Raw genomic sequence first — 23,949 nt, forward strand, 5'->3', positions numbered from 1 at the left:
CGATGTCCTCAATGCGGCGCCGCGCCGGCGCGATACCTGAAGACCTGCGCCGGCTGGCCGCGGCGCACGGGGTGGCCACCTCCTACCGCAATGAACGACGCGAACCGGTAGACGTCGACGCGGACGTGGTGGTCCGGGTGCTGGGTCTGCTGGATGTCGAGGCGGCCACCGACGAGGACCGGCGCCGCGAGCTGGCCCGGCTCGACGAGCGTGACCGCGCCGGGGTGTTGCCGGCCACCATCGCCGTGCGCACCGGGCAGCCGCGGTCCGTCCCCGGGGCTCGTCTGCTGGTCGGTGAGGACGGCAGCCAGACCGAGTTGCGCGACGAGCTTCCGGGCGAACTGTCCCCGGGCTGGCACCGGCTGCACACCCGGGACGGGCAGGAAGTCACCGTGGTGGCCGCCCCGGCTCAGGTGCCGCCGACCCCGGCCACTTGGGGCTGGATGCTGCAGCTTTACGCGCTGCGCTCGGCCCGCTCCTGGGGCATCGGCGACCTCGGGGACCTCAGAGAGTTCCTGACGTGGACCGCCGCCGAACACGGGGCGGGCGCGGTATTGCTGAACCCGTTGCACGCGCCGGGTCCCACCCATCCGGTCCAACCGTCGCCGTACACCCCGTCCAGCCGGCGCTTCGCCAACCCGCTGGCGCTACGCATCGAAGACCTCGACGTCTACCGAAGCGCCGACCCCGACACCCGCGCCGAGGTGGATGCGCTGCGGGTGTCGGCTACCACCTCGCGGATCGACCACGATCTGGTCTGGGCCGCCAAGCGCTCGGCGCTGGAGTTGCTCTGGCGCGTTGCGGGCCGGCCCACCGCGCTGGACGACCCGTCCGCCGCCGACGGCCTGCGCGACTTCGCGACCTACTGCGCACTGGCCGAGGTACACGGCGGCCGCTGGACCCGCTGGGCCGATCCGCTACGCGACGTCAACGGAGCGGCTGTGGCGGCGGCGCGCCGAGAGTTGGCTCCTCGGGTGGCATTTCATGCCTGGGTGCAGCAGCGGTGCGCCGAGCAGCTGGTGGCCCTGCGGCAGGCAGCCCGCGACGCCGGAATGGCGTTGGGTGTGCTGCATGACCTCGCCGTAGGCGTGGACCCGGAAGGGGCCGACGCTTGGGCGCTTGCCAACGTACTGGCGACCGGGGTCAGCGTGGGAGCCCCGCCCGACAACTTCACCCCACGCGGTCAGGACTGGGGCCTGCCGCCCTGGCGGCCGGATCGGCTAGCCCAAACCGGCTATGCCGCGCTGCGGGAGATGGTCCGGGCCGTACTCGTCCACGCCGACGGGCTGCGGATCGATCATGTCGCGGGCCTGTGGCGGCTGTGGTGGATTCCACCCGGTGACGGCCCGGACCGGGGCACCTATGTGCACTATGACGCCGACGTGATGCTGGCCGTGCTGGCCCTGGAAGCTCACCGGGCCAAGGCCACGGTGGTCGGCGAGGACCTGGGCACCGTGGAACCGGAGGTCACGCAGGCTTTGGCCGACAACGGGATGCTCGGCTGCGCGGTGTCGTGGTTCACCCGCGACGAGTCCGCGCCCGGCGAACCCCTGCTGCCATCGTCGCGGTGGCCGTCGAGGGCGGCGGCCAGCCTTTCCACCCACGACCTGCCCACCGCGGCCGGCTTCCTGCGCGGCGAGCACGTTCGGGCGCGCGCCGATCTCGGGCTGCTTGACGACGTGCCGGCCGAGGAGGCCGCAGCAGCCCGGGAACGCACCGAGTGGTTGGCGCTGCTGCGCTCGGAAAACCTGTTGCCTGCCGAGGCTTCCGCGGCCGATCCCGACGAGACGTCGATCATCGTGGCGATGCACCGCTTCCTTGCGGCTACCCCGAGCCGACTGAAACTGATCTCACCCTACGACGTACTCGGTGAGACCCGTCAGCCCAATCTGCCTGGCACAGTTGACGAATACCCCAATTGGCGGCTACCGCTGCCGACAACGCTGGAGGGCCTGCGTGCGGACCCCAGGGTCGCCGAGATCACCGCCCTGTTCGGCAGGCCCGCTCAATTGTCAGCTGTCGCAGAGGATTCCGCCGGAATGCTGTAATTCAGGCAGACGGTGGTGCCGGTGCTGCGGGCATTGATGGTGCAATGGTCGGCCAGGGTATGCATCAGCATGATGCCCCGGGACGCGAACGGGTCATCCGGGCGACGGCGCACCGGACGATGCCAGGTTCCCCGGTCGCTGACGCGCACACTGATGGTGTGGGCGGCAGGATCGTAGCTGGCGTACAGGCGCATTCCGCCCACCGCGCGATGGCCGCGGTAGGCGTGCTCCACGCAGTTGGCCAGTGCTTCGTTCACACTCAGGACGATGTCCTCGCGGATCTCCGCCGGTCCCTGCACCCGCTGTTCGAGCCAGCGGTCGAGGAAGCGGCGCCACGCCGCCGCCGTCGTGGCGTCGGCCGCACCCGCGCAAGTTAGCCGAACCGGGTCGGCGGCGGTGGATGTCAGGACGCTCATAATTCTGGGGTACCCATCGGCAGGGCCGGCGATAACGTTGTCCGCGTTACTGTTCGGCCACAATCAGTTCTCGGCGACGGCGAGGAAATCCATCGGTCGCGCGTCTCCGTGCGCCAGGTCGCGATGTGCGACTGCGGTAACCATCGGTGTCCCGTTACGGATCGTCCCGATGATTGCGACTTCGTCGTTGACCGAGAAACCCGAAGTGTTGCCAATCGGTGCACTTCCACCCTTCGTAATCGCGAGTGTGTCCGGGGTCACGACGTAGGTTTGGACGTAGCCGTCGGAACTGCGCGCCGTCAATGAACCGGCTGAGACGGCTACGAGTGTTCCCTCCTGGCTGAGCTGGCCGCCTGCTGGCGGGACCGCACTGGGGGCCGCGGGTCCCTCCTCGGCACTATCCGTAGAAATAAACAGTGGGCTGCTGAGCAGCGCTGCGAACAACGCCACCACCAGCAAGGATGCCGAAAATGCTGCTGCGCCCACACCGGGGAATGTGGATTTCGGTGCTGCGCTGAGGCGGTGTCTGGCGCTCACGGTCAATTCCTTGCTTTTCCGGTTACACGTCCGACAACTCTTTGCCCGCCATCGAGTCAAGTCGCTGCAAACTTTGTTACCCGGCCCGCCCGGGACATAAACCGCTCGCGCGATCGTGGAATATCCCGGCGGCCCTGCCGGTTGACCAGATCGGCGGTGCCGGAGATTCCCCCGGGTACCACATCAGAACCGTCGCTTCGAGCGACCACTTGCCGAGAGGCGCGAGCCCGGCACCGTCAACTTTCAGCGACGATGTGCGCGCAGCTGATAAAGCCCTTTGGTGGTGGCGACCACGGCCCCGGCCGCGTCGGTGATTACCGCCTCGAGCGTGTAGTCGGCTTTGCCCTTCTCCTCAGCCTCGGCCTGGACGCGCGCGATGGTGTCCTCGTCGAGCTTGGCCTCGGCACGCAGCGGCGTGGTCGCCATTCCGACGAATGAGATATCGACGTTCTTCACCAGCGGGAAGTACTTGGCGGCATCGAATGTGGACAACGCGATGATGCCACCGAGGATCTCAGCCACGGTGAACTGGACGCCGGCGTAGATGACACCGAAGTGGTTGCCGTTGCCCTCAACCGGAACACTGGTCGCGGCGAAACCCCGGCCCGCTTCGATCACCCGCACGCCCATGCGGTCGGCGATCGGAATCGTCGATGCCAGACTCGCATTCATCATCTCGACCAGCTGATCCGCCACGCGTCGATGGTCGCATACCGCTCAGCACAGGTCGTGGTGGTACCACTGATTTCCGCCGAGGCGCTTCGCCTGGTACATCGCGGCGTCGGAGTCGGTGATCAACCGCTCCAGCAATGCCTGGTGGTCGCCCGCCGGTGCGTCGTCCAGCAGAGCGCATGCGGTACCGATGCTTGCCGTGACTTCGGCGGTCGAGCCGGCCACGGCCAGGCACATCTGCGTCGCCAATGATTCGGCGTTGCATTTGGCCGCCGTGCCGGCCACCAGAAATTCCTCACCGCCGCTGCGCGCCACTACGGCCTGGTCGTCGGCGGCGGCCAGCAATGCCTGGCCCACCTGGACCAGCGCGTGATCACCGGCCGCATGACCGCGGTTGTCGTTAAGCCCTTTGAAGTTGTCCAGGTCGATCACCAGCACCACGAGATGCGCGTCGATGCCGCGGCGGGCCAGCATCATCCCCAGGGCGTTGTGCTGAAACGCTCGCCGATTGAGCAGCCCGGTCAGCGGATCGCGGTCAGCGCGGAGCAGGTCGCCAGATAAGGCCCGAACCAGGATTCGGATCGCCAACGGCAGCGCGATGTTGACCTCAAGCACCAGCCATAGATCCACACCTGCCAGGGACGGATGCCCGGCGTCCGCCAGTTGGAAAGCCTCGTAGCCGGCGACCGCCGCGGCCACCGCGAAGTTGTACAGCACGAAGGCCGTGGTGTGAAAGAAGGCGATGTATGCGCCAAAGGTGGCGAAGGCAATGCACCCGATCAACGCGGCGAGCGGGTTGGGATGCGCCAGGCAGGCCAGCGCGACTGCGGTATTGCAACTGACCGCGAAGGCCACGGACTGGGTACGTGTTGGCCAGCGCCAGATCCAGAGCAACGTCGCCGCGATACCCAGGGCGACCGCAGCCCACGTCATCGCAATCGGCACCGACCCGCGCGGTCCGTCCGACCCTGCCATCAAGGCGAAGAGGCACAACACCATCGACGCGGAGATGAACGCCATCAAGGCACGGGTGGCGCCGCTGATTCCCCGCGCAGCCAAATAACCGGAGAGCCAGTCATACTGGTCGGCCCGTTGCCACCGGCTAAAGATCGCAGTCATCGTCGATTCCCCATCGCCACCACGCGGTGGTGCTGGCCTGTCGAGGCTGTCCCGAGGCCACCGAGCAGCTTAACGCTGGTCATCCGGCCTGGATGGCCGTCCGGGAAAACCGCTACCGGCTGAACGGCGCGGACGGGGTGAATTCGACCGGCATGCTTTCCAGCCCGCTGACGAAGTTCGCCGGGCGTAACGGCAGCGGGGAATCCGAAGCCAGCCGCAGATCGGGGAGCCGCCGCAGCAGCCGTTCCTGCATCATCGACAGTTCCAGGCGGGCCAGTTGGTTGCCGAGGCAGAAATGGGTGCCAAAGCCGAAAGCCATGTGGTTGTTCGGGTGCCGGTCGATCCGGAAGCTCTCCGGGTCATCGAAGACCGTCTCGTCGAAGTTCGCCGATTCGAACAGCAGGATGATCTTCTCGCCCTGCCTGAGTTGCGCTCCGTGGAAGTCGACGTCGGCGGTCACCGTGCGCGCCATGTTCTTCACCGGCGACGTCCAGCGCAGCATCTCCTCGATCGCGGCGGGTAACAGCTGCGGGTCGCGCACCAGCCGCTGATGCTGCTCCGGTTCGCGCAGCAGCTGTGCGGTGCCGCCAGACAAGGTGTGGCGCGTGGTCTCGTCGCCACCGATCAGCAGGAGCAGGACCTCGGTGACGATCTCGTGGTCGGCCAGCTGCTCCCCGTCCACTTCCGCATGCACCAGCACGCTCACCAGGTCCTCGGTCGGCTCTGCCTTGCGCGCCGCGATCATGCTCGTCATGTATTCGGTGTAGGCAGCGAACGCGTCCACCGAGACTTGGAAATCTTGCTCGGCGGTCGTGCTGCTGAGGAAGCTGACCATGTCATCGGACCAGCGCAGGAACATCTCGCGTTCCTGCGGCAACACCCCCAGCATGTCGCCGATGACCGCCATCGGCAGCGGGGCCGCGAGGTCCCGGACGAAATCACACTCGCCTCGTTCGCACACCCCATCGATCAGTGCGTCGCAAAGCGCGCCGATCGACTGCTGGCGGTCCTTGACGCGCTTGCGGGTGAAGCCGGCATTGACGAGTTTGCGGCGCAGCAGATGCTCCGGATCGTCCATCGCGATCATCATCGGAGGTGCGGCCTGGTCGGGCCTGATCCCGCCGGCGTTGGAGAACACCTCGGGGTGGCGCTCGGCTTCGATCACCGCCTGGTAGCTGGCCGCGGCGGCCAAGCCCTTGCTGTCGCGGAACACCGGCTCGTGTGCACGCATCCACTTGTAGTACGAGCGTGAATCACCGGCGTAGAAAGCTCCATCGGTCAAATCGATATCAGGCCGCGATCGGTCCTGTCGGGCAAGAACTTCCGGCACCGTTGCACCCCTCCCGGACGCCGCAGCTGTTCCTATTTACCGTAGACGTTACAGTACGAGCTGTGGTATTGAGCACAGAAAATTCGTCCCCCACGGGGGCTACCGGGAGATGTTGGCGGGCCGCAACATTCGCGGTGTCATCCGCTTACCGGCGACGACCGCCAGCTACACCGGCGCCACCCGGTCGGCCCACGGGACCGCCTGTTCGAGCTGAGAGGCCAGCCGGATCAGCACCGCCTCGCCACCCAGAGGTGCATTGAACTGCACACCCAGCGGGATACCGTCAGCGGTCCAGTGCAGGGGGAGCGAAATCGCCGGGCGGCCGGTGAGGTTGGCCAGTTGGGTGTAGGGGACCCAGCCCAGGTTCTTGTCCACCAGGTCGTCGACGATCTTGGTGTACCGCAGCAGGCTCGCCGTGCGCGTCTTGATCAACGCGTCGGATGCGCGTTGTAGCGCAGCGGGCAGCTCGAACTCACCAATCCTGGGCGGCGGCGTCGCCAGCGTCGGGGTCAGCAGCAGGTCGTAGGACTCGAAGAAGGTGGTCAGCCGGCGGGTGTGCTCGTGGCGCCGTTCGACGGCGTCCACGTAGTCCACGCCGCTGGTCGCCCGGCCGATCGCGGCCATGATCAAGGTGTCCCGCTCGAACGACTCGTTGCCCGCACCGGTGAGGCGCTTCGCTTGGTCGACATCCCAGGCCAGGTGGACGAACCAGGACAACAGGAAGTCGCGGGCCAGCGCGGCATCGTCGTACGGCGCCCGGGGCAGTTCGTCCACGTGGTGCCCGAGCTCGGTCAGGGCGCGCACGGTCGTCTCGACCGCCGCGAATGCTTCGGCGTGGGGCTTCGGGTTGATCGCCGACGGAACGCGGACCCCGATCCGCAGTTTCGGCGGATCCTGGTCGACATGGGAGGCAAAGGGTTCGTCCGGCAAGCCCGGCAGGTAGGGCCCGAACGGCTCCCCACCGCTGATGACGTCAAGCATTGCCGCGGTGTCACGCACCGTTCGGGAAACGACGCCTTGAACGGCGGCACCGTGCATAGCCTCGGCCGTCGCTGGGCCCAGGGGCGTCAGCCCGCGACCTGGCTTCAGACCGACCAACCCACAGCATGCCGCGGGGATCCGTATCGACCCACCACCATCATTCGCGCCCGCACAGGGCACGATCCCGGCCGCGACGGCGGCCGCCGAGCCGCCCGATGACCCACCCGGCGTCCGCTGCAGGTTCCACGGGTTGCGCGCCGGTCCCCAGGCATCGGGCTCGGTGATGCCCTTCGCCCCGAATTCCGGCAGGTTGGTTTTACCGAAGATCACCAGCCCTGCGTCGAGCCAGCGCCGGACGACCGTCGCGTGCTCGGCGACTGGAGTCGACATCAGCGAACGAGACCCCTGCGAGGTGGGCAGACCGGCGTAGTCCTGCGCGATGTCTTTGATCAGGAACGGAACTCCAGCGAACGGGCCGGTCGCCTGTTCATCGGGAGCGGCGGGGATGTCGCGCACGATGGCGTTGATCCGGGGATTCACCGCCGACGCCCGGTCCCGAGCCAGCGAGAGCAATTCGGCCGGCGACACCTCCTTGTCGGCGACCAGTTGCGCCAGCCCAGTGGCGTCGTATTTCCGGTATTCCTCGAAATCCATGGTTCGACCGTAACCGGGTTTCGAAGGGGCTTAACCGGGAGACCCTGGGTACGGATACTCAGCCGCTCAGAGAGGTAAGCGTGGATCAGCACGATAAAGAAAAGCCGGTAGGCGTGCCGGCGGATGCCAGGGAACCGACCGAGGAGCAACTCGCCGAGGAGGCGCAGCTGGAACAGCAGGCTGTCGACCCGGACGCCCCTGGCGCGCAGCAATCGGCGGACCAGCTCGCTGACGAGAGCAGGCGGTAGCCCTCAGAGGTACATGCCGGCCGGAACCGACGCCCGGTACCTGCCGGCGCCCACCTCGGCAAGCAGGGCCGGAGTGCTGATGTTCCCCTCGTCGCCGGCCAACACCGCGCGCCGGACGACCTCGCGGATGTCGCTGCCAGTGGTCCGCTCGGGCAAGGCCGCCACCACCGCCTCGGTGTCGACCGCCGGACCGCCGGGAATGTCGCGGATCAGCGCCGCCAGGATGCGGACCGCCTCGGCCGCGGTGGGGTAGCCCACCTCGACGACGGAGTCGAAGCGGCCGGTCCGCATCGCCGCTTTGTCCAGCGTCGCGGCGTCGTTGGTGGAGGCCAAGGTCAGGATGCGGGCGTCGGCGTCGATGTCCATCGCCTGCAACAACTCCGAGAGTCCGCGGTCACCGGCGGCGCGGGCACGACACCACAGATCGACGTCCTCGAGGACGATGAGCACGGGACCCCCGAGGCGCTGAGCCTCTTCGACCACAGCGGTCAACAGCTCCTCACCGGCCTTGGCCTCGACATAGATGACGGTGAATTCCCCGACCACCTCGCGAGCGACGACGGCACTTACTGCCGATTTGCCGGTGCCGGGCGGGCCGCACAGCAGTACCCCACGGCGCACACCGAGGCCATGCGCGTTGAGCATGCCGTGCCGGTCACGCACGGCGGTGATGCCCAGGTCGACTTCGGTCCAGACCGCGTCGGGCACGATCACCGTGTCACGGGTCGCGGCCGACGGCAGCTCGATGACGGTGAGGTTCAGTCCGTGGTGATTGCTGGCGCGCACCGCGCGGCCCCGGTAGGGGTTGAGTCCGTTGGCGCGTTCGGCGAGCCGGTCGAGGACGACGCGGGCGTGTGCTTGGTTGTCCGGTGTCACGTAGGCGGACACCTCGGCCGAGTGCATGATCGACTCGCGCGCCTCGATGTGGATGACGCAGCCCGCGTCCGTAAGCAACGTGCCCTCGGGAAAATGCACACGCAGGCACAGCGGGTGTCGGTAGCGCTGGTCGCCGATCTCAGTCTGCGTCCATTTCGGCGGATAGGCGCACTCGCCGGGGCCGGTTTCGCACACCTCGGCATGTGCATCGATCCACTCCGCCAGCGCCAGCGCCGTGGTCAGCCGTGACACCGGATTGAGCTCGCGTTCTTCGTCGATCAGGTGGCCACAGTCCGGTACACCGAGGCAACGAGCGGTGAAACGCTCTGCGCTTTCGGCGGTTTCGCGTTCGGCGACGCCGACCAAGAGTTCACCGAGGGCACGCAGCGCGGGCCGGACCCCGTAATCGAGGCCGTCGAGCCACGCGCCGAGGTCATCGATGGGCGCGAGTGGGCGGTCGGTGAGTGTCATTGCTTTCTCGTCGGTCGGTTTGGCAGAGCAACCGACCACGATCGCATCCGATGCTGAGATGTTCAACCAATTTTCGGCGCGGTAGTCCCTCAGGCGTCGGCGAGATTTGCCGTCGCCAATGCCTGCAGCAGTTCCAGCATGGCCGGGTTGGTACCGGGCAACCGAGCACAAACACCAGCGTGCCAACGGGATCGAGCAGCGGATGTTGGCTGATGGCCGGACCGCCCACCAGGATCAAGTCGGCGCGAGGCAGGATGCCCACGGTGGGGTCCATGCTGACTATCTGGCCTCCACGTACCACGATGCGGCTATCCGGCATGGCGACCTCGAAGCCGGCTGATGGTTGCGACCGATCACATTTCAGCACCGCGGGACGGTCGCGGCGCCACAAACGGGACCAGCACCTCGTCGACGAGTTGCACGATCAGCTCGTCGTTGATCGGGTCGCCGGTCACCAACAAGCGATGCCACAGCACACTCTGACCCAACTCACGGGCGATCTCGACCGGAACGTCCGCCCGAACATCGCCGCGGGCGATCCCGCGGGCCAGCAGGTCGGCCATTTCTTTCTTGCGCCAGCCGATCACATCGGTGCGGAAGGCCGCCCGCAGCTCGGGATCGGTTGCGAACGCGGCGATCCCGGCTCGGACGACGGGCGCCTGCGGACCGGTGAACAGCTCAGCCCAGCCGCGCAGGATCCCCAACATGTCCTCGCGGTAACTGCCGGTGTCGTCGTGGGGGATCGCGGCGACCGCGGTACGCAGCAGCGTGTCGCGCAGCAGCGCCCTGCTGTCGGGCCAGCGCCGGTAGAGCACCGCCTTGCTGGTTCCGGCGGCGCTGGCCACGGCCTCCATGGTGACCCCGGTCAGCCCGTTCTCGCTAACCAGGCGCAGGACCGCGTTCCTGATCGCGCTGTCGAGTTCCGCGCCGTACCGTCGCGCCATTCCCAATCCCTTCCAAGAAACGCTTGCGTTTCTTGCCGCGTCGACCTAACCTCAGAGCAAGAAACGTTACCGTATCTTGGAGGTCGCCATGCAGGCTCGCCCCGTTCTCTATCCGCTGCGACCGGTCGACACCGCGACGGTGCGCTTCACCCGAGCCCCGCATCACCGTCGCCGCGTCACCATCGACCATCGGGTGCTGACCGGTGTCACCCCGGCGATGCTGCTGGACTGGTTCACCAATCTCGGCGGCACGATGGAGTATGGCGGCCAGACGATCGACCGCTATCTCGCCTGGCATCCGATCGATCACATCCGCTGGGAGTTGGCCCGTCCGGCACCCGGTGGCGGCGCCGCCGAGGGCGCGCGGTTCCGCATCGTGGAGGCCTTCGGCGCGCGGCCGGAGTTCCGGGTGGACGTCGTCGACCGCGTGGAAAAGCTGGATGAGACTGGCATTCGGCTGGTGACGCGGATCGCCGGCGTCATCGTCTTTCAGCTCGAGCACACCTGGTCGGCCGGATTGGACGGCGCGCACTACGTGACGGTGCTCGACGTCGGAGCGCGCACGCCGCTTTTCACGGCGATCAACCGCATGGTCCACCGGCGCTTCCCCGATGACATGTTGCGAGCCTGGGTCAAGCACAACATCGAAGAGGTGGGGCAGCTGGAATTCCTGCTGCCGCAGCTGCTGACGGCCCAGCAGACCAACCAGGAGACCAACCAGGAGACCAACAAGGAAACCACAAGAATCCGTTGAGCGGCGTCGGTGACGCTGATCGTGTCAATCGGCAAAGGAGACACGATCATGTGGGGTATACACATTAAAAAGTGTTTTGCTGCAACGGGTTTGGCCGCCGGCCTGCTGGCCGTTTCGACGGGCATCGCCCACGCGGGCGGCGCGGCTGCCCCGGTGGGCTTCTGGATCACGGGCAACGGATCAGAACAGCTGCTGGTGAGCCAGAGCGGTTGCTCCCTGGCGAACGCCGCTGGGGTGCCGACGACCTCGGGCCCGTGCAGCTGGAACGCGTCGTCCAACGGCGGCATCCTGACGATCATCAGCAGCCAGACCCGTCGACCCGCGCCCGTCTACTTCAACGTGCTCTGGGTGAACCAGTCGACGATCACCGTTGAAGGTGACGTCTTCTACCGGCGGTGAACCGAGCCTCGCTATCAGCCGGCACCCTTGCCGTTGTCCACTCGGTACACGGCGCCGTGAACGGCCGCGGCGTCGTCGCTGGCGAGAAACGCGATGACACTGGCCACTTCGTGCGGCTGCATCATGCCGCGCGGTGCGGCCGAGCGCAGAATCAGGTCGTAGTTGGGATTCTCCGGGGCGGTGAATTGCTCAATCTGCGGGGTGAGCATGCCCCCGGGGCATACGGCGTTGACCCGCAACCGATCCGCGGTGTACTCGACCGCCAACGCACGGGTCAGCCCGACCAAACCGTGCTTGGCAGAGCAGTAACCGGCCGAATACGCCTGGCCCTCGACCCCGGCGATGGAGGCGACGTTGACGATGTTGCCACCGCGGGCGAGCAGATGAGGGAGCGCGGCGCGACACAGGAAGAACGGGCCGTTCAGGTTGACCGCAAGGTCGTCGGCCCAGTCGTCGTCGCTCATCAACTCGGTTCGGCGCATCTGGTGCCGGCCCGCGATGTTGATCAGCACATCGAGCCCACCGAACCGCTCGACACACTGCGCTATCGCGTCCCGGCAGGCCTGCGGCGAGCTCACGTCCGTCGTGGCATATGCGCCGCGATCGATATCGGCGAATACCTCGGCGAGCCGACCGGTGTCCCGCGCGATACCGAAAACCGTTGCACCGCTGTGGGACAACAGTCGCGCGGTTTCCGCACCCAGGCCCGACGAGGCTCCGGTCACGAACGCGATCTTGCCTTCCAGTGACGCCATCAAGTCGCTCCCTAGTGGCCGAAGTGGGTCCGAATTGCCGAGATCGCCGAAGCTATCGCATCGGCGCTGCCACCTCCCAAGGGGGCGATGCTGGCGAAACCGTGCGGGAGCGTGTCGAACTGCTGGTGCTGCACGGCGACCCCCGCCCGGCGCAGGGCGGCGGCATATTCGTTGCCCTCGTCGCGCAGCGGGTCGAATCCGCCGGTGAACACCAGTGCGGGTGCCAGTCCCGTCAGATCGGCTCGCAGCGGCGACATCCGCGGATCGTCGGGTGCAAAATCGGTGCCGCCGAGAAACGATTCAGTGAACCACTCGATCTCGTACCGGGAGATGAAGAACCCCTCCGAAAACAGCCTCCGTGATCGGGTTTGACCGGCGAGATCGAGTGCCGGATAGAGCAGTACCTGCAGCGCCGGCTGCGGGATGCCGTCGTCGCGGCAGCGCAGCGTGACAAGCGCCGCCAAGGTACCGCCGGCACTGTCACCGCCGACGCCGACTCGAGATGGATCGACGCCCAGTTCCGCGGTGTGTTGCAGTGCCCATCGATAGGCCGCGACGCAATCCTCGACGGCAGCGGGGGCCTTGTGTTCAGGCGCCAATCGGTAATCGATCGACAACACGTGCACCGCGGCGTCCCGGCAGATCATTCGGCACAGTCCGTCGTGAGACTCGATGTCCCCGACGACAAAACCCCCGCCGTGAAAGAAGACAAGTAACGGCGCCGGTGTCGCGCCCGTCGTCCGGTAGTGCCTCGCCCGCAGCCCACCGGCGGGGCCCGGGATGGTGAGGTCTTTCGTCGGGACAGGGATTCGGGGCGCCATCGCCGCGTGCGAGTCGCGCATCAGCGCACGGGCGATCTCCGGATCGCCGGAGACTCCGAGACCGCCGGTACGCGAAAGTCGTTGCGCGGCAAGTATCAACTGGGCCGTTGCATCCAGTGTGTTGCCGTCGACCGTGATCCGCCGGCCGCCGGCAAGCATGCGCTTCGCCGAAGCCGGAATCCGCGGCAGGACCATCATGCCGACCCGGAGCGCCCCGTTGGTCATCGCAATGGGACGCGCCTTGAATCGCCCACGCGCCATTGCCGTCCCCTTTGCTCCGCCTCGGACGAACCCTAACCGGAACATATATTTGGTTCAAATTTCCGGCCGAGCGGCGAAGAAGTGCGCAGCGGCATACGGGTCGACCGAGCGCGGGCGCGACGCTAGTCGTCGAGAGCACTGAGGAGCCCTCACGCCGCTCGCGCGTACAGTGGATTCAGAAGTTATATAAGCTAACTATGCGGTGCACCCGCTGAGAGGAGACGGGCGTGGCTCGGACCGACAACGACACCTGGGATCTGGCCTCGAGCGTGGGAGCGACCGCCACGGCCGTCGCCACTTCGCGCGCGATTGCTTCGGAAGGACCCGAGGCGCTGCTCAACGATCCCTGGGCGGCCCCGCTGGTTCGGGCGGTCGGCATAGATACCTTCGTCAAGTTGCTCGACGGTGAGATCGGCGATACTGACGATCCCCTGCTGACCCGCCGCGCGATGAAAGAGCAGATCACCGTGCGCACCCGATTCTTCGACGACTTCTTCGTCGAGGCGGCCGAGGCGGGAGTTCGGCAGGTGGTGATCCTGGCTTCGGGGCTGGACACGCGGGCTTACCGGCTGCCGTGGCGTGCCGGAACGGTCGTCTACGAGATCGACCAGCCCGATGTCATCGAATTCAAGACGCGCACGTTGGCCGACCTGGGCGCCGAACCTGCCGCGAAGCGCCGCACCGTGGCGATCGACCTGCGTGACGACTGGCCGTCGGCCCTCAAAGCGGCGGGATTCGATGCGCAGCAGGCGACGGCCTGGATCGCCGAAGGCCTGCTGGTCTACCTGCCGCCCGAGGCGCAGGACCGGTTGTTCGACGACATCTCCGCTCTGTCGGCACCGGGCAGCAGGATCGCCACCGAACACATGGACATGCGCAACATCCCGTCTGACTGGGCAGAGAAGCTGACCGAGCGGTCGCGGCGCATCGGCTCCAATATCAACCTGGCGGAACTGTTCTACACCGGGGAACGCAACAGCGCGGCCGAGTACCTGACGGGGCTGGGATGGCGGGTGACGGTAAGGAACACCGAACAGGCTTACGCCGCACATGGATTCGTGGTTCCCGATGACGAGCTGGCCGCGTTCGGCAACGCGTCGGGTTACCTGTCGGCGGTCCTGAGGTAAAGCTCCAATTGCACGATTCGACGCCGCGCAACGGGGTAGTCAGGCGCAATGAACCTGCATCACGTTTTGGGCGGAGTCGAGCGACTCGAGGTACTCGACGAACCCGCAGCGGTCGCCGCTCGTGTCGCCGGACAGGTGGTCGGGCGCGGTGGCCTGGCCAGGGCCCTGCGCGGATCCTGGCTCGGCCACCCCGTGCACCCGCTGCTCATCACGATCCCGGTCGGCACCTGGATGACGTCGGCGGTCTTCGACGTCATCTTCAAAGACGTCACCACCGCCCGCCGACTGATTGCCGTCGGTCTGGCCGCCACGCCACCCACGCTGCTGGCCGGGTGGGCCGACTACACACTGCTCGGCCGGCGACAGCAGCGGGTGGGGCTCGTGCACGCGCTATCCAACTTCGCCGGCGTTGTGATGTTTTCTCTGTCCTATCGGGCGTACCGCAACAATCGGCTCCGGGCGGCGCGGGTGTACACCCTCGCCGGCCTGGCGGCGATCAGTGTGGGCGGCGCGCTGGGTGGGCACCTGTCTTATGCGCAGGGCGCCGGCATGTTCCGGTGGGAGCCGCTTCGCGCGGTGACGCACCGCAGTCCGGTCGAGTACCAGCGCGCCGCGTGAATCACGCTGCGCCCGTGTGGATCCCGTAAGGGACCGCTTGCAGCAGTGTGACGGTGAGCTGCGCACCGTTGGGCATGGCGTAGGTTCGCCGCTCGCCGGGACGCGCCCCTTCCAGCGCGGCGCCCAACGGGGACTGGACGGAGTAGACCTCAAGGTCACCGGGCTCGGCACCGCGCAGACCCAGCAGGAAAGTCTCGACTTCCCCGGTGTCGTCGTAGCGGATGGTCAAGACCATTCCCGGCTCGGCGATCCCGTCATCCGGCGGGTCCTGGCCGATGGTGACGTCGACCAGCAGATCGTGGATTTCCTGGATCCGCGCCTGCCAGCGTTGTATGTCGTCGGCGCGGTCCTCGCCGCCGTCGTTCGGGGCGAGACACGATCGACGCAGCGTCGCCAACTCTCGCTGCAGCCGGTCGTAGGCCTGCTTCGAGATCCACACCCGCTGCGCACTGCGATGAATCGTCACTGCCTGTCCTTTCCTATCCAAGTGGTCGTCGCCAGGGGCGGGCGGAAAGACAGCAACCGCCCCTGACGACTCGGAGGGCCCCGTCCGGGGGGCAGAGTTCGTTAGAACCGACTGGGCTGCTCGTTGCCCTCGCCGGTCACCAGCTCGGGCCGCCAGCCCGCGTCGCGGGCCCGGTTGCACGCCGCCCGGGTGGCCGCAAAGAGGGCCGCCGCGCCGACGGCCGCGTTCAACCAGATCGCCATGGCCACCAGCACCGCCTCCCGCGCGGCGGACATGTGCGGCGGGCCGGCGTAGGAGCCGTCCGGATTCGCCCAGATGTCGATCACCTCACCGGGTTTGGGCGCCGATTCCGACTGGACCACGCCGGTGTGCTCGGTGCCGGCAGCGAACCACCGAGCCTGCACCCAGGTGCTGTCGCTACGAGCCGGGCGGTCGAGGACAGTCGCGTTGACCGCAGTACGACTCTCTGCCTGCTCGGCATAGGAGCGGGCGCGCGAATCGTGAATCGCGGTGCCGACGGCGGCCGCAAAGGGTGCGGCGAGCAGCGTCACCGCGACGCACAACGCCAAAGCCAGCGCTTCGATTCGGTCGCTTCTGCGGATCAAGGGATTGCGGCCGAACAGCACCCGAAGCCACCGCGGCAGACCCAGGGTGAAAGTCTCCATCCCGACACCCGCGTCCGAGCGCTGGCGGTCGCGCCGTCGCTGATCGGGTTGCGGGGTAGGCATCGGAGCTCCTATGGGCAGGCGCGTCGGGCGTACTTCTCTCTTCGACACCTCCATGGTGAAGCGGCCGACAGCCACCCGCGTTGACGGAGCCGGACAATCCCGAGCCCGGGCATTGTCCCGTTTCGACAGGACGATCAGTCGATGTCGCCGGCCGCAAGCTGGATCATCATGGCCAACCGTTTCTTGGCGTCGTCCAGCGCCAGATTGGTGATCTCGGCCATCTTGCGCATCCGGTACCGCACGGTGTTCTCGTGCACTCCCAGCCGCTCGCCGGCCTCCGCCGGATCGCCCTGGGCCTCCAGCCAGGCCCGCAGCGTGGCCACGTAGTCGGTCCCGTTCGCGGTGTCGTGGCGCCGCAGCTCGGCCACCGGTCCGCGGTCCGGGGACCGACCGGACCGCGCCGCCGTCCGCAACCGCTGAAGCAGGATGTCGTCCCACGATTCGTCGTACACCGGCGTCGCGGCCGCCGGCGACGCCTCATGCAGCGCCAAGCACTCGTCGGCCTCTTGGCGCGCGGTCGGCAAGTCGGACACGTCGACCGCTCCGCTGATGCCCGCCACCACTGTCGCCCCTTCCGGCAAGGCGGCCCGCAAGCCGGTGACCCAGCGACGCGCGGCCGCGGGCTCGTCACCGGGGAGCAGCGTGTACACCGTTTTCGCGACTAAGGCACTGCGGCCGGGTCGCGACCAGCCGAACCCGGCGGTGGCGCGCTCGAATGCCAGCAGCAGTGCCGCATCGCGCTCCCGGGCGATGGATGCCTGCAACGCGATCACCCGCAGCGGGCCCGACGGCAGGCCCAGTCTGGTGATGACCGTGGCGGCGTCGGGGCTGCCTTGCAACAACCGGATCACCAGATCGGATTCGACCTGGCGCTCGAGGTCCGCACTGGCCCGCGACCGCAGCAGATGCAGGGCGACGGTGTGCGCCCCGTCGGCCAGCGCGGCTCGGGCCCCGCCGTCCAGCGGCGCCGAACACGCCACCCACACGGAGCCCATGAGCTCGCGTCCCGACCGCACCGCCACCACCATCCGACCGGTCAGGCCGTGCTCGGCGTCCTGCGGGACGAACAGCGGGTCATCGGAGCCCTCCAAGTGGGCGAACACACCGTCGGCCTCGAAGAACTTGCGCAGGCGCTCAGGTGTCTGCCGCAGCAGAATGGTCTCCACCCGCGCTGGGTCGGCGTGCTCCTGAAGCCGTGAATAGGCCAGCACCTGCATCAGGCGATCGTGAATGACCACGGCACTACCGATGGCATCCGCCAAGCTGTCGGTGAGTGCGAACAGATCGGTCGGACCGCGGCCCGCGGCGGTCTCGCGACCCTCGAGTACCAGCCCGTAGACGACCGCGGCCAGCTCGCTCCAGGAGAGCGCGTCGTCGACCAGCAGCACCGCGCCGACCCGCGCGCCGTCGTCTGGGGTCGTGGGCATGGCGCTGGCGCGCACCAACACCACCACGGCATGCGCCGACACCGCCCACTGCAGCGCTTCCTGGTACGACGCGGCATCGATGGCCAGTAGGACATCGCCCAGCACGGGGCCGTTCTGGGCAACCTCGTGTATTACCACGCTGCCCAGTTCGGTCGACCGCGGAACCGTCGCCGAGCGCAGCCGAACCCCGTAGCTACCCAACACATTGACCAGGCGGTCCAAAGTGATCACGCGGCGCTCCCCAGCAGGACTGCTGCCAGCGTAATCAGCAAAGCCCGCCGGTGTCCTCTAGTTTTCGATGCCACTGGCATCGTAATATGGGGGCGGTGGTCCGTCGCCCGGACGAGCCATCACGAGGGAGAACCATGCTGATCGGCGTCACCGGTGGGACCGGATACCTGGGAGCTCACTGTGTCCGAGCCCTGCTCGCCCAGGGCCACCGCATCCGCCTACTCATCGAACCCGGGGCGGCGGACGCTCCGGTAGTGCCCAAGCTTTCTGAACTCGGCGAGGTCGAGGTGCAACAGGGCGACATCCGCCAGCAGCGCACCATCGAGGCGTTGCTGGACGGCTGCGACGCGGTCCTGCACGCCGCCGGCGTCGTCGGCACTGACAACCGTCGCGCGGCACTGATGTGGGAAGTCAACGCCTACGCAACGGAGTCGCTGCTGGGGCACGCAGTGCGGACGGGTCTGGATCCGATCGTGATGGTGAGCAGCTACAGCGCCTTGTTCCCGCCGCCGGACGGCATCATCGGCCCCGATACCCCGACAGCGCCGGGTCGCAGCCCGTACGCGCAGACCAAGGGCTATGCCGATCGAATGGCCCGCAAGCTGCAGGACGACGGTGCGCCCGTCGTGATCACCTATCCCTCGAGCGTGGTGGGACCGGCCTTTCACACGGCACCGGGTGTTACCGAACGCGGCTGGGCACCGATAGTGCGACTCGGGATCGCGCCGAAGTTGCGGGGCGGCATGCAGATGATCGACGTCCGGGATGTGGCCGATGTGCATGCCGCCCTGATGAATCCGGGACGTGGCCCGCGCCGCTACGTGTGTGGCGGGGAGCTCGTCGCGTTCGACGACATGATCACCGCGCTCGAGCGTGGAGCCGGCCGTCGCTTCATCCGTATCCCGCTAGATCACCGGGTATTCCGCGCTTTGAGCCGGGTCGGTGATGCGCTGTCGGGGATCGTGCCGCTCGGTGACGGGCTGAGTTACGAGGCCGCGCTGCTGTTGATCGCGGCCACACCGACCGATGATTCGCGCACATTGGCCGACTTCGGCATGAACTGGCGGTCCCCCGTTGAGGCCATCATTTCGTCGTTTCCGCGGCACCACGTCGGTGAGACGGTGAGCGGCGCGGAGACCTAGTCACGCCATTACTCAAACCATTTCCAAGGCCAGGTTTCGCAATTCCCGCCGCGAGCTGACGCCCAGCTTCGCGAAGATGCGGCCCAGATGCCACTCCACAGTGCGCGGGCTGATGAAAAGCTGCGCGCCGATCTCGGAGTTGGTGCACCCCTGCCGCGCCAGTCGGGTGATCTGCCGTTCCTGCGTGGTGAGCCCGATCGTGGTGCCCTTCACCGGCTTGTGCACCGCCTCACCGGTCGCCTGCAGTTCGCGGCGCGCCCGAGCGGCGAAGCCGGCCGCGCCCATCTGAGCGAACAAATCGTAGGCGCGCCGCAGCTGAGTCCTGGCATCGGCGCGGCGATTCACCCGCCGCAACCACTCGCCGTAGACCAGGTGGGTGCGCGCCAGATAGACGACCACCGGGGCGCGCGACAGGTGCTCCACCGCTGCCCGATAGTCCGCGCCCGGGTCGGCGCTCGCACCGACAAGTGCTCGCGAGCGCGCCGCGATGCCCAACGCGGTTTCGGCTCCGCTCGCCTGCGCGCGTTCATCGATTTGGGCGAAAAGCTCCGTGGCCAAGTCCGTTTCAGCGCAGTAGGCGGCTGCCTCGACCGCCTCGGTGAGCAGATACGAAGACATGCCGACATCGTCGTGTTCGAGCCCGGTCCGCGCCGCCGCCAAGGCTTTCGGGTATTGCGACAAACCGTTGTGCAGGATGGCGGTCGCATAGAGCGTGACCGACACTTCGGTGCCCTCGCCGCGATCGCTGGCTCCCTCGATGATCACCCTCGCAGATTCGAGACAGTGCTTCTCCTCGCCCCGGTAGGCAGCCAGGTACGGCACGATCGAGAGATGCGGCGGGGTGCCGGTTGCGGTGGCCAAAATCTCCACCTCCTGCAACGCCGCCTCCGCGGCAGCGAAATCACCCCGCGTCACACAAAGCCCGGCGTAGGTTGACAGGGACGACGCGATGAGCGTCAATTCGCCTGTGGCACGCTGCATCTCCACCTGCTGGCTGGTGAGGAAGTCATAGGCGTCCTGCTCGAACAAGTCCAGACAGATGCGGTTGGTGACATCGTGCCAGCGCGGATCCGAGGTGCCCGATCGGGTCTCCCGTACATATTCCGCGATCGCGGTTCGCAGCAGCGGTGCCGCCGCAACGTAGCCGTCAGTCAGTCGGACGATCAGCCCCTCCATCAACAGGTCGACCGTGTCGCGCCGGCCGGTGGCCAGGGCCCGGCTGGCGGCGCGGGCAACGAGCCCCGCCGGATTCTCCGGGTCGAAGAAGCGGCCCACGATGAGGGTGGCCATCAACGCCTCGAGATAAGTGTCCCGCGCCAACGCGGGGTCGATCCCGGTGAGCCGCTGGGCGGCGGCCAGCAACAACGGCGGTGCATCGGGACCCCGGCGAGCGGCCCACGCCAGCTTCGCGCGTATCAAATCAGCTCGGACACTGACGGATTCGTCGTCGGAGACTTCGCTCGCGAGGTCCAACAGCCGTGTTGCGGCGTCGAGCGATCCCGCGTCGAGCTTGGCCTGCGCGGCTTGCAATGCCAGCTGTACCCGCTGCTGACGATCCGGTGTCGCGTCGACGGCCGCTGCCAGAAACGCCGCGGCGGCCGCGATACCGCCGCGCGCCCGTGCCTGCTCGGCAACGGCGAGCAGTTCGGCGGCGACCTCCTCGTCAGGGGCCGCAGTGGAATGCGCACGGTGCCAGGCCCGGTGGTCGGGAGCATCGCTGATTGCAGCGGCGAGTGCTTCGTGTGCCCGCCGCCGTTCCGAGAGCGGTGCGTGACTATAGATCGCGGAGCGAACCAGCGGGTGACGGAACAGGATACGGCCGTCGATCGATAACAGGCCGGCCGTTTCGGCGGGCGCGGCGGCCTCGACACCGATTTCCAGCCGGGCCGCCGCCGACCACAACCAGGTCGGTTGCCCGGTTGGTTCCGCAGCGGCGATCAGACACAGCGTGCGCGTGGGTGCCGGTAGCTCATTGAACTGCTCGATGAAGCTGTGCTCGATGCGCCCGGGAATCGATTTCCCGTGCGCCAGGCCGTAACCGCCGGCGAGGTCGGTCGGGTCAAGGGACCGATGCAACTCGAGCAACGCCAGCGGGTTACCCCTCGATTCCGCGACGATGCTGTCGCGCATGCGATCAGAGATCCGGCCCGGCAGCAGTGCTGCGAGCAGCGCCCGGGCGTCGCTGTCCGACAGACCTTCCAGGACCATCTCCGGCAGGTCGGCCAATTCGGCGACCGGGGCCCGCGCGGCAAAAATCATGACGACGCGATCGGCCAGCAACCGCCGCGCCGCGAAGCCGATCGCCTGCAGCGAAGCCCGGTCGACCCAATGCGCGTCATCGACGACGCAGATCGTCGGTCGGCTGGCCCCCGCCTCCGCCAGCAGGGTGAGCAGAGCCAAACCGACCAGCAGCCGATCCGGTGCCCCGTCGCTTTCGCTGACTCCCAGTGCGACTTCCAGCGCAAGCCGCTGCGGTTTGGGAAGCCGGCCCAGCAATTCCTGTAGTGGAGCGCAAACCTGTTGCACCCCTGCATGAACCAGTTCCATCTCGGACTCGGCTCCAGCACTGCGGATGACGCGGAAATCCGAGGCCTGCTCAAGCAGGTGCTCGATCAGTGCGGTCTTGCCGATGCCAGGCTCACCCCGCACGACGAGCACGCCGCTGTGACCTTCGCGGGCGCCGCCCAGCAAACCGGCCAGCAGCTGCTGCTCCTGCCGCCGGCCCAGCAACCCACGAATATTGTCGCGCACGCAAACATATTCGCACCGAAACCGCCCCGGGGCGCGCCGGAGACCGGGGGTTTACCCGGGGTCGGCAACTGGCCACCGGTGCTTGACTCGACGCCGTGGAAGGCGAGCGGCCGCCGCTTCCGCACTCGACGAGAAAGGCCGTGTGCTCCGATGACCGACGTAAAGAACGTTCACGAAGTCACCTACGAACTGCTCCGCAAGCTCGGTCTGACGACGGTGTTCGGGAATCCCGGATCGACCGAGCAATCCTTCTTGAGGGACTTCCCGGACGACTTCACCTATGTCCTGGCGCTGCAGGAGGCGTCGGTGCTGACCATTGCCGACGGGTTCGCCCAAGCCACCGGGCGGCCGGCGCTGGTCAATTTGCACACGGCTGCGGGAACCGGCAATGCCGTCGGTAGTTTGGTGGCCGCGTACCGCGCCAATACCCCGCTCATTGTCACTGCCGGCCAGCAAACACGCGAGATGTTGTTGTGTGACCCGTATCTGGCCAACAAAGAAGCAACGGTGCTGCCGCAACCGTGGGTGAAGTGGGCGTACGAACCGGCCCGGGCCGAGGATGTGCCGGGTGCGTTCATGCGCGCCTATGCGACGGCGCTGCAGCCGCCAGCCGGCCCGGTCTTCTTGTCGATACCCCTCGACGACTGGGAGAAGCCCGCGCTCGGTCCAGCGGTCGTGCGCACGGTTGCCGACCGGACCACCGCCGACCCCGATCGCTTGCGCCGATTCGCCGAGCGCATCAGCGGTGCCCAGCGTCCGGCCCTCGTGCTGGGACCGGAGGTGGACCGCGCCGGCGCCTGGGATGCCGGGGTCGCCTTCGCCGAGAAATTGAAGGCACCCGTCTACGGCAGCTCACTGCCCGACCGCATCTCGTTTCCCGAAAACCATCCGCTCTATGCCGGCATGCTGCCGATGACCATCGCCGGCGTGGAGCAGGTGCTGCACGGCTACGACCTGGTGGTCGTGGTCGGCGCGGAGGTTTTCCGCTACTACCCCTACGTGGCCGGCGAGTATCTGCCCGAAGGCACCGAACTGCTACAGATCACCGCCAGTCCGGAACGCGCTGCGGTGGCGCCCGTCGGGGACAGTCTGGTCGGTGACGTCGGGCAGGCTTTGAGGTACCTGACCGAGACGGTCCGGGTACCCGCCGGCCGGGAGGCACCGCCGCCGTTGACGCACCAACGCAAATCCGACGTGCCGGCGTCCGCGCCGATGACCGCCAACGCGGTGTACGAGGTGCTCAGCACGCTCAAGCCCGAGGATTCGGCGCTGGTAATGGAGTCGACGTCGACCATTGCCGAACAGCAGACTTGGTTGCCCACCACGCGCAGTGCGGGTTTCTACGCGACCGGCAGCGGCGGAATCGGTTGGGGCGTACCGGCCGCGGTCGGTGTCGCGCTCGGGGACCGTGCCCGCGGCGTCAAGCGCACCATCGTCGCCACAATTGGCGACGGCTCCTTCCAGTATTCGATTCAGGCGATCTGGACCGCCGCGCAACACAAGCTGCCCGTCGTCTACGTCGTCCTGCGCAACGGCGAGTACGCGATCCTCAAGTCTTTCGCGCTCCTGGAGAAGACACCGGGCGTACCGGGCCTCGACCTACCCGGTCTCGACATCGAGTATTTGGCAAAGGGATTCGGCTGCCGGGCGGTGACCGTCGACAGTACCGATGCGTTGGCCAGTGAGTTCTCCGCGGCGCTGGCCGCGGACGGACCGACGGTCATCGTGGTGCCCACCGTGCCTCAACTTCCATTCCTGGGCTGAGGGTCGATCAGTGCCCATCTACACCTGCACCACCGTCGCCTCGACGCTCGACGCGCAGACCAAAGCGGAACTGGCTGCGGAGATCACCCGAATCCACTCCCGCGTCAACCACGTTCCCAGCACCTACATCAACGTGGTGTTCCACGAACTTGCACTGGACGCGGTCTACACCGATGCCCAGCAGTCCCAGCCGTTGCTCATCAGCGGCTGGGTGCGCACGGGTCACCCTGACGACGAAACCAGCCGGCTCCTAAGCGAAGTCGCCGAAGCTGCCACCAGAGTGACCGGCATTCCGTCGGCGCGCATTCTCGTCATCATCCAGAACAGCCCCGCCCACTTCGCTATGGAGGGCGGGCGGGTACTGCCCAACCCGGGGGAAGAACAGGCGTGGCTGGCAGGCCACTGACAG

At 67.3% G+C, this 23,949-nt stretch carries 23 protein-coding genes; 9 read left to right on the forward strand and 14 right to left on the reverse strand.

The annotated features are described in order from the left end of the window. Positions 1-2 precede the first annotated feature (2 nt). Entirely contained in the window at positions 3-2,048 is a 2,046-nt protein-coding gene (gene malQ / locus BN972_RS20835) for a 4-alpha-glucanotransferase (RefSeq protein WP_036362014.1), read from the forward strand. On the opposite strand, the gene BN972_RS20840 is transcribed toward malQ, so the two are convergent. The 6 genes from BN972_RS20840 to BN972_RS20865 form a co-directional block, all read right to left on the reverse strand. Further along, positions 2,006-2,464: an ATP-binding protein gene (locus tag BN972_RS20840; RefSeq protein ID WP_036362017.1), complete on the reverse strand. Its 459-nt coding sequence runs from the start codon at positions 2,462-2,464 to the stop codon at positions 2,006-2,008. The two genes, malQ and BN972_RS20840, sit on opposite strands and share 43 nt — an antisense overlap. A gap of 63 nt (positions 2,465-2,527) precedes the next feature. After that, positions 2,528-3,001 (reverse strand): hypothetical protein, encoded by a 474-nt coding sequence (locus BN972_RS20845; protein WP_036362020.1) that lies wholly within the window; start codon positions 2,999-3,001, stop codon positions 2,528-2,530. Between the two features lie 243 nt (positions 3,002-3,244). Beyond that, positions 3,245-3,697, reverse strand: a complete 453-nt coding sequence (locus BN972_RS20850; RefSeq protein ID WP_315968804.1) for a PaaI family thioesterase — start codon at positions 3,695-3,697, stop codon at positions 3,245-3,247. A 21-nt stretch (positions 3,698-3,718) separates the two neighbouring features. Further along, complete coding sequence (locus BN972_RS20855; RefSeq protein WP_036362023.1) at positions 3,719-4,792, reverse strand: GGDEF domain-containing protein; 1,074 nt, start codon at positions 4,790-4,792, stop codon at positions 3,719-3,721. 112 nt (positions 4,793-4,904) lie between these two features. Next, complete coding sequence (locus BN972_RS20860) at positions 4,905-6,023, reverse strand: cytochrome P450 (protein WP_235192538.1); 1,119 nt, start codon at positions 6,021-6,023, stop codon at positions 4,905-4,907. Positions 6,024-6,287: 264 nt separating this feature from the next. Further along, complete coding sequence (locus tag BN972_RS20865; protein WP_036362030.1) at positions 6,288-7,757, reverse strand: amidase; 1,470 nt, start codon at positions 7,755-7,757, stop codon at positions 6,288-6,290. 80 nt (positions 7,758-7,837) lie between these two features. Between BN972_RS20865 and BN972_RS29800 the strand changes: the two genes are divergently transcribed. Beyond that, the gene (locus BN972_RS29800; RefSeq protein ID WP_167659590.1) at positions 7,838-8,005 is read left to right on the forward strand and encodes a hypothetical protein; all 168 of its coding nucleotides are present in this window, start codon (positions 7,838-7,840) and stop codon (positions 8,003-8,005) included. A gap of 3 nt (positions 8,006-8,008) precedes the next feature. Here BN972_RS29800 and BN972_RS20870 read toward each other — a convergent pair whose 3' ends face one another. After that, positions 8,009-9,352 carry an AAA family ATPase gene (locus BN972_RS20870; protein WP_036363578.1) on the reverse strand — a complete coding sequence of 448 codons (1,344 nt, stop codon included), beginning with the start codon at positions 9,350-9,352 and terminating at the stop codon, positions 8,009-8,011. 353 nt (positions 9,353-9,705) lie between these two features. After that, on the reverse strand, positions 9,706-10,296 hold the full coding sequence (locus BN972_RS20875) for a TetR/AcrR family transcriptional regulator (protein ID WP_036362033.1): 591 nt from the start codon (positions 10,294-10,296) through the stop codon (positions 9,706-9,708). An 88-nt stretch (positions 10,297-10,384) separates the two neighbouring features. Between BN972_RS20875 and BN972_RS20880 the strand changes: the two genes are divergently transcribed. Then, positions 10,385-11,050 carry a hypothetical protein gene (locus tag BN972_RS20880; protein WP_036363581.1) on the forward strand — a complete coding sequence of 222 codons (666 nt, stop codon included), beginning with the start codon at positions 10,385-10,387 and terminating at the stop codon, positions 11,048-11,050. A gap of 9 nt (positions 11,051-11,059) precedes the next feature. After that, the gene (locus tag BN972_RS20885) at positions 11,060-11,449 is read left to right on the forward strand and encodes a hypothetical protein (RefSeq protein WP_083041970.1); all 390 of its coding nucleotides are present in this window, start codon (positions 11,060-11,062) and stop codon (positions 11,447-11,449) included. Positions 11,450-11,463: 14 nt separating this feature from the next. On the opposite strand, the gene BN972_RS20890 is transcribed toward BN972_RS20885, so the two are convergent. Together BN972_RS20890 and BN972_RS20895 are read right to left on the reverse strand one after the other, a co-directional pair. Beyond that, a complete protein-coding gene (locus BN972_RS20890; protein ID WP_036362039.1) occupies positions 11,464-12,204 on the reverse strand; it encodes an SDR family NAD(P)-dependent oxidoreductase in 741 nt (246 codons plus the stop codon). An 11-nt stretch (positions 12,205-12,215) separates the two neighbouring features. Beyond that, positions 12,216-13,286, reverse strand: coding sequence for an alpha/beta hydrolase (locus tag BN972_RS20895; protein WP_036362042.1), 1,071 nt, complete (start codon positions 13,284-13,286; stop codon positions 12,216-12,218). A gap of 227 nt (positions 13,287-13,513) precedes the next feature. Here BN972_RS20895 and BN972_RS20900 point away from each other — a divergent pair, with 227 nt between their 5' ends. Continuing rightward, complete coding sequence (locus tag BN972_RS20900; RefSeq protein WP_036362046.1) at positions 13,514-14,413, forward strand: class I SAM-dependent methyltransferase; 900 nt, start codon at positions 13,514-13,516, stop codon at positions 14,411-14,413. 48 nt (positions 14,414-14,461) lie between these two features. Continuing rightward, a complete protein-coding gene (locus BN972_RS20905; RefSeq protein WP_036362050.1) occupies positions 14,462-15,031 on the forward strand; it encodes a DUF2231 domain-containing protein in 570 nt (189 codons plus the stop codon). A gap of 1 nt (position 15,032) precedes the next feature. Here the strand turns inward: BN972_RS20905 and BN972_RS20910 are convergent, their stop codons facing one another. The 3 genes from BN972_RS20910 to BN972_RS20920 form a co-directional block, all read right to left on the reverse strand. Further along, positions 15,033-15,491 (reverse strand): GreA/GreB family elongation factor, encoded by a 459-nt coding sequence (locus BN972_RS20910; RefSeq protein ID WP_036363584.1) that lies wholly within the window; start codon positions 15,489-15,491, stop codon positions 15,033-15,035. Positions 15,492-15,598: 107 nt separating this feature from the next. Next, a complete protein-coding gene (locus BN972_RS20915) occupies positions 15,599-16,225 on the reverse strand; it encodes an Rv1733c family protein (protein WP_142277126.1) in 627 nt (208 codons plus the stop codon). Positions 16,226-16,359: 134 nt separating this feature from the next. Continuing rightward, the gene (locus tag BN972_RS20920; protein WP_036362057.1) at positions 16,360-17,883 is read right to left on the reverse strand and encodes a PucR family transcriptional regulator; all 1,524 of its coding nucleotides are present in this window, start codon (positions 17,881-17,883) and stop codon (positions 16,360-16,362) included. Positions 17,884-18,017: 134 nt separating this feature from the next. On the opposite strand from BN972_RS20920, the gene BN972_RS20925 reads away from it, so the two are divergent. Then, the gene (locus BN972_RS20925; protein ID WP_036362060.1) at positions 18,018-19,025 is read left to right on the forward strand and encodes an NAD-dependent epimerase/dehydratase family protein; all 1,008 of its coding nucleotides are present in this window, start codon (positions 18,018-18,020) and stop codon (positions 19,023-19,025) included. 12 nt (positions 19,026-19,037) lie between these two features. Here the strand turns inward: BN972_RS20925 and BN972_RS20930 are convergent, their stop codons facing one another. Beyond that, a complete protein-coding gene (locus tag BN972_RS20930) occupies positions 19,038-21,776 on the reverse strand; it encodes a helix-turn-helix transcriptional regulator (RefSeq protein ID WP_036362063.1) in 2,739 nt (912 codons plus the stop codon). A 150-nt stretch (positions 21,777-21,926) separates the two neighbouring features. Here BN972_RS20930 and mdlC point away from each other — a divergent pair, with 150 nt between their 5' ends. Together mdlC and BN972_RS20940 are read left to right on the forward strand one after the other, a co-directional pair. Beyond that, complete coding sequence (mdlC, locus tag BN972_RS20935) at positions 21,927-23,540, forward strand: benzoylformate decarboxylase (RefSeq protein ID WP_036362066.1); 1,614 nt, start codon at positions 21,927-21,929, stop codon at positions 23,538-23,540. A gap of 10 nt (positions 23,541-23,550) precedes the next feature. Further along, positions 23,551-23,946: a tautomerase family protein gene (locus BN972_RS20940; protein WP_036362069.1), complete on the forward strand. Its 396-nt coding sequence runs from the start codon at positions 23,551-23,553 to the stop codon at positions 23,944-23,946. Positions 23,947-23,949 lie beyond the last annotated feature (3 nt).

Source organism: Mycobacterium asiaticum DSM 44297 (genome assembly GCF_000613245.1).
Classification (GTDB): domain Bacteria; phylum Actinomycetota; class Actinomycetes; order Mycobacteriales; family Mycobacteriaceae; genus Mycobacterium; species Mycobacterium asiaticum.

Excerpts from the sequence above, each read along its gene's own strand:
- malQ (WP_036362014.1), top strand. The coding sequence starts at position 3 with ATGTCCTCAATGCGGCGCCGCGCCGGCGCGATACCTGAAGACCTGCGC.
- BN972_RS20840 (WP_036362017.1), bottom strand. The coding sequence starts at position 2,464 with ATGAGCGTCCTGACATCCACCGCCGCCGACCCGGTTCGGCTAACTTGC.
- BN972_RS20855 (WP_036362023.1), bottom strand. The coding sequence starts at position 4,792 with ATGACTGCGATCTTTAGCCGGTGGCAACGGGCCGACCAGTATGACTGG.
- BN972_RS20860 (WP_235192538.1), bottom strand. The coding sequence starts at position 6,023 with ATGCGTGCACACGAGCCGGTGTTCCGCGACAGCAAGGGCTTGGCCGCC.
- BN972_RS20865 (WP_036362030.1), bottom strand. The coding sequence starts at position 7,757 with ATGGATTTCGAGGAATACCGGAAATACGACGCCACTGGGCTGGCGCAA.
- BN972_RS20870 (WP_036363578.1), bottom strand. The coding sequence starts at position 9,352 with ATGACACTCACCGACCGCCCACTCGCGCCCATCGATGACCTCGGCGCG.
- BN972_RS20875 (WP_036362033.1), bottom strand. The coding sequence starts at position 10,296 with ATGGCGCGACGGTACGGCGCGGAACTCGACAGCGCGATCAGGAACGCG.
- BN972_RS20880 (WP_036363581.1), top strand. The coding sequence starts at position 10,385 with ATGCAGGCTCGCCCCGTTCTCTATCCGCTGCGACCGGTCGACACCGCG.
- BN972_RS20890 (WP_036362039.1), bottom strand. The coding sequence starts at position 12,204 with ATGGCGTCACTGGAAGGCAAGATCGCGTTCGTGACCGGAGCCTCGTCG.
- BN972_RS20895 (WP_036362042.1), bottom strand. The coding sequence starts at position 13,286 with ATGGCGCGTGGGCGATTCAAGGCGCGTCCCATTGCGATGACCAACGGG.
- BN972_RS20905 (WP_036362050.1), top strand. The coding sequence starts at position 14,462 with ATGAACCTGCATCACGTTTTGGGCGGAGTCGAGCGACTCGAGGTACTC.
- BN972_RS20915 (WP_142277126.1), bottom strand. The coding sequence starts at position 16,225 with ATGCCTACCCCGCAACCCGATCAGCGACGGCGCGACCGCCAGCGCTCG.
- BN972_RS20925 (WP_036362060.1), top strand. The coding sequence starts at position 18,018 with ATGCTGATCGGCGTCACCGGTGGGACCGGATACCTGGGAGCTCACTGT.
- mdlC (WP_036362066.1), top strand. The coding sequence starts at position 21,927 with ATGACCGACGTAAAGAACGTTCACGAAGTCACCTACGAACTGCTCCGC.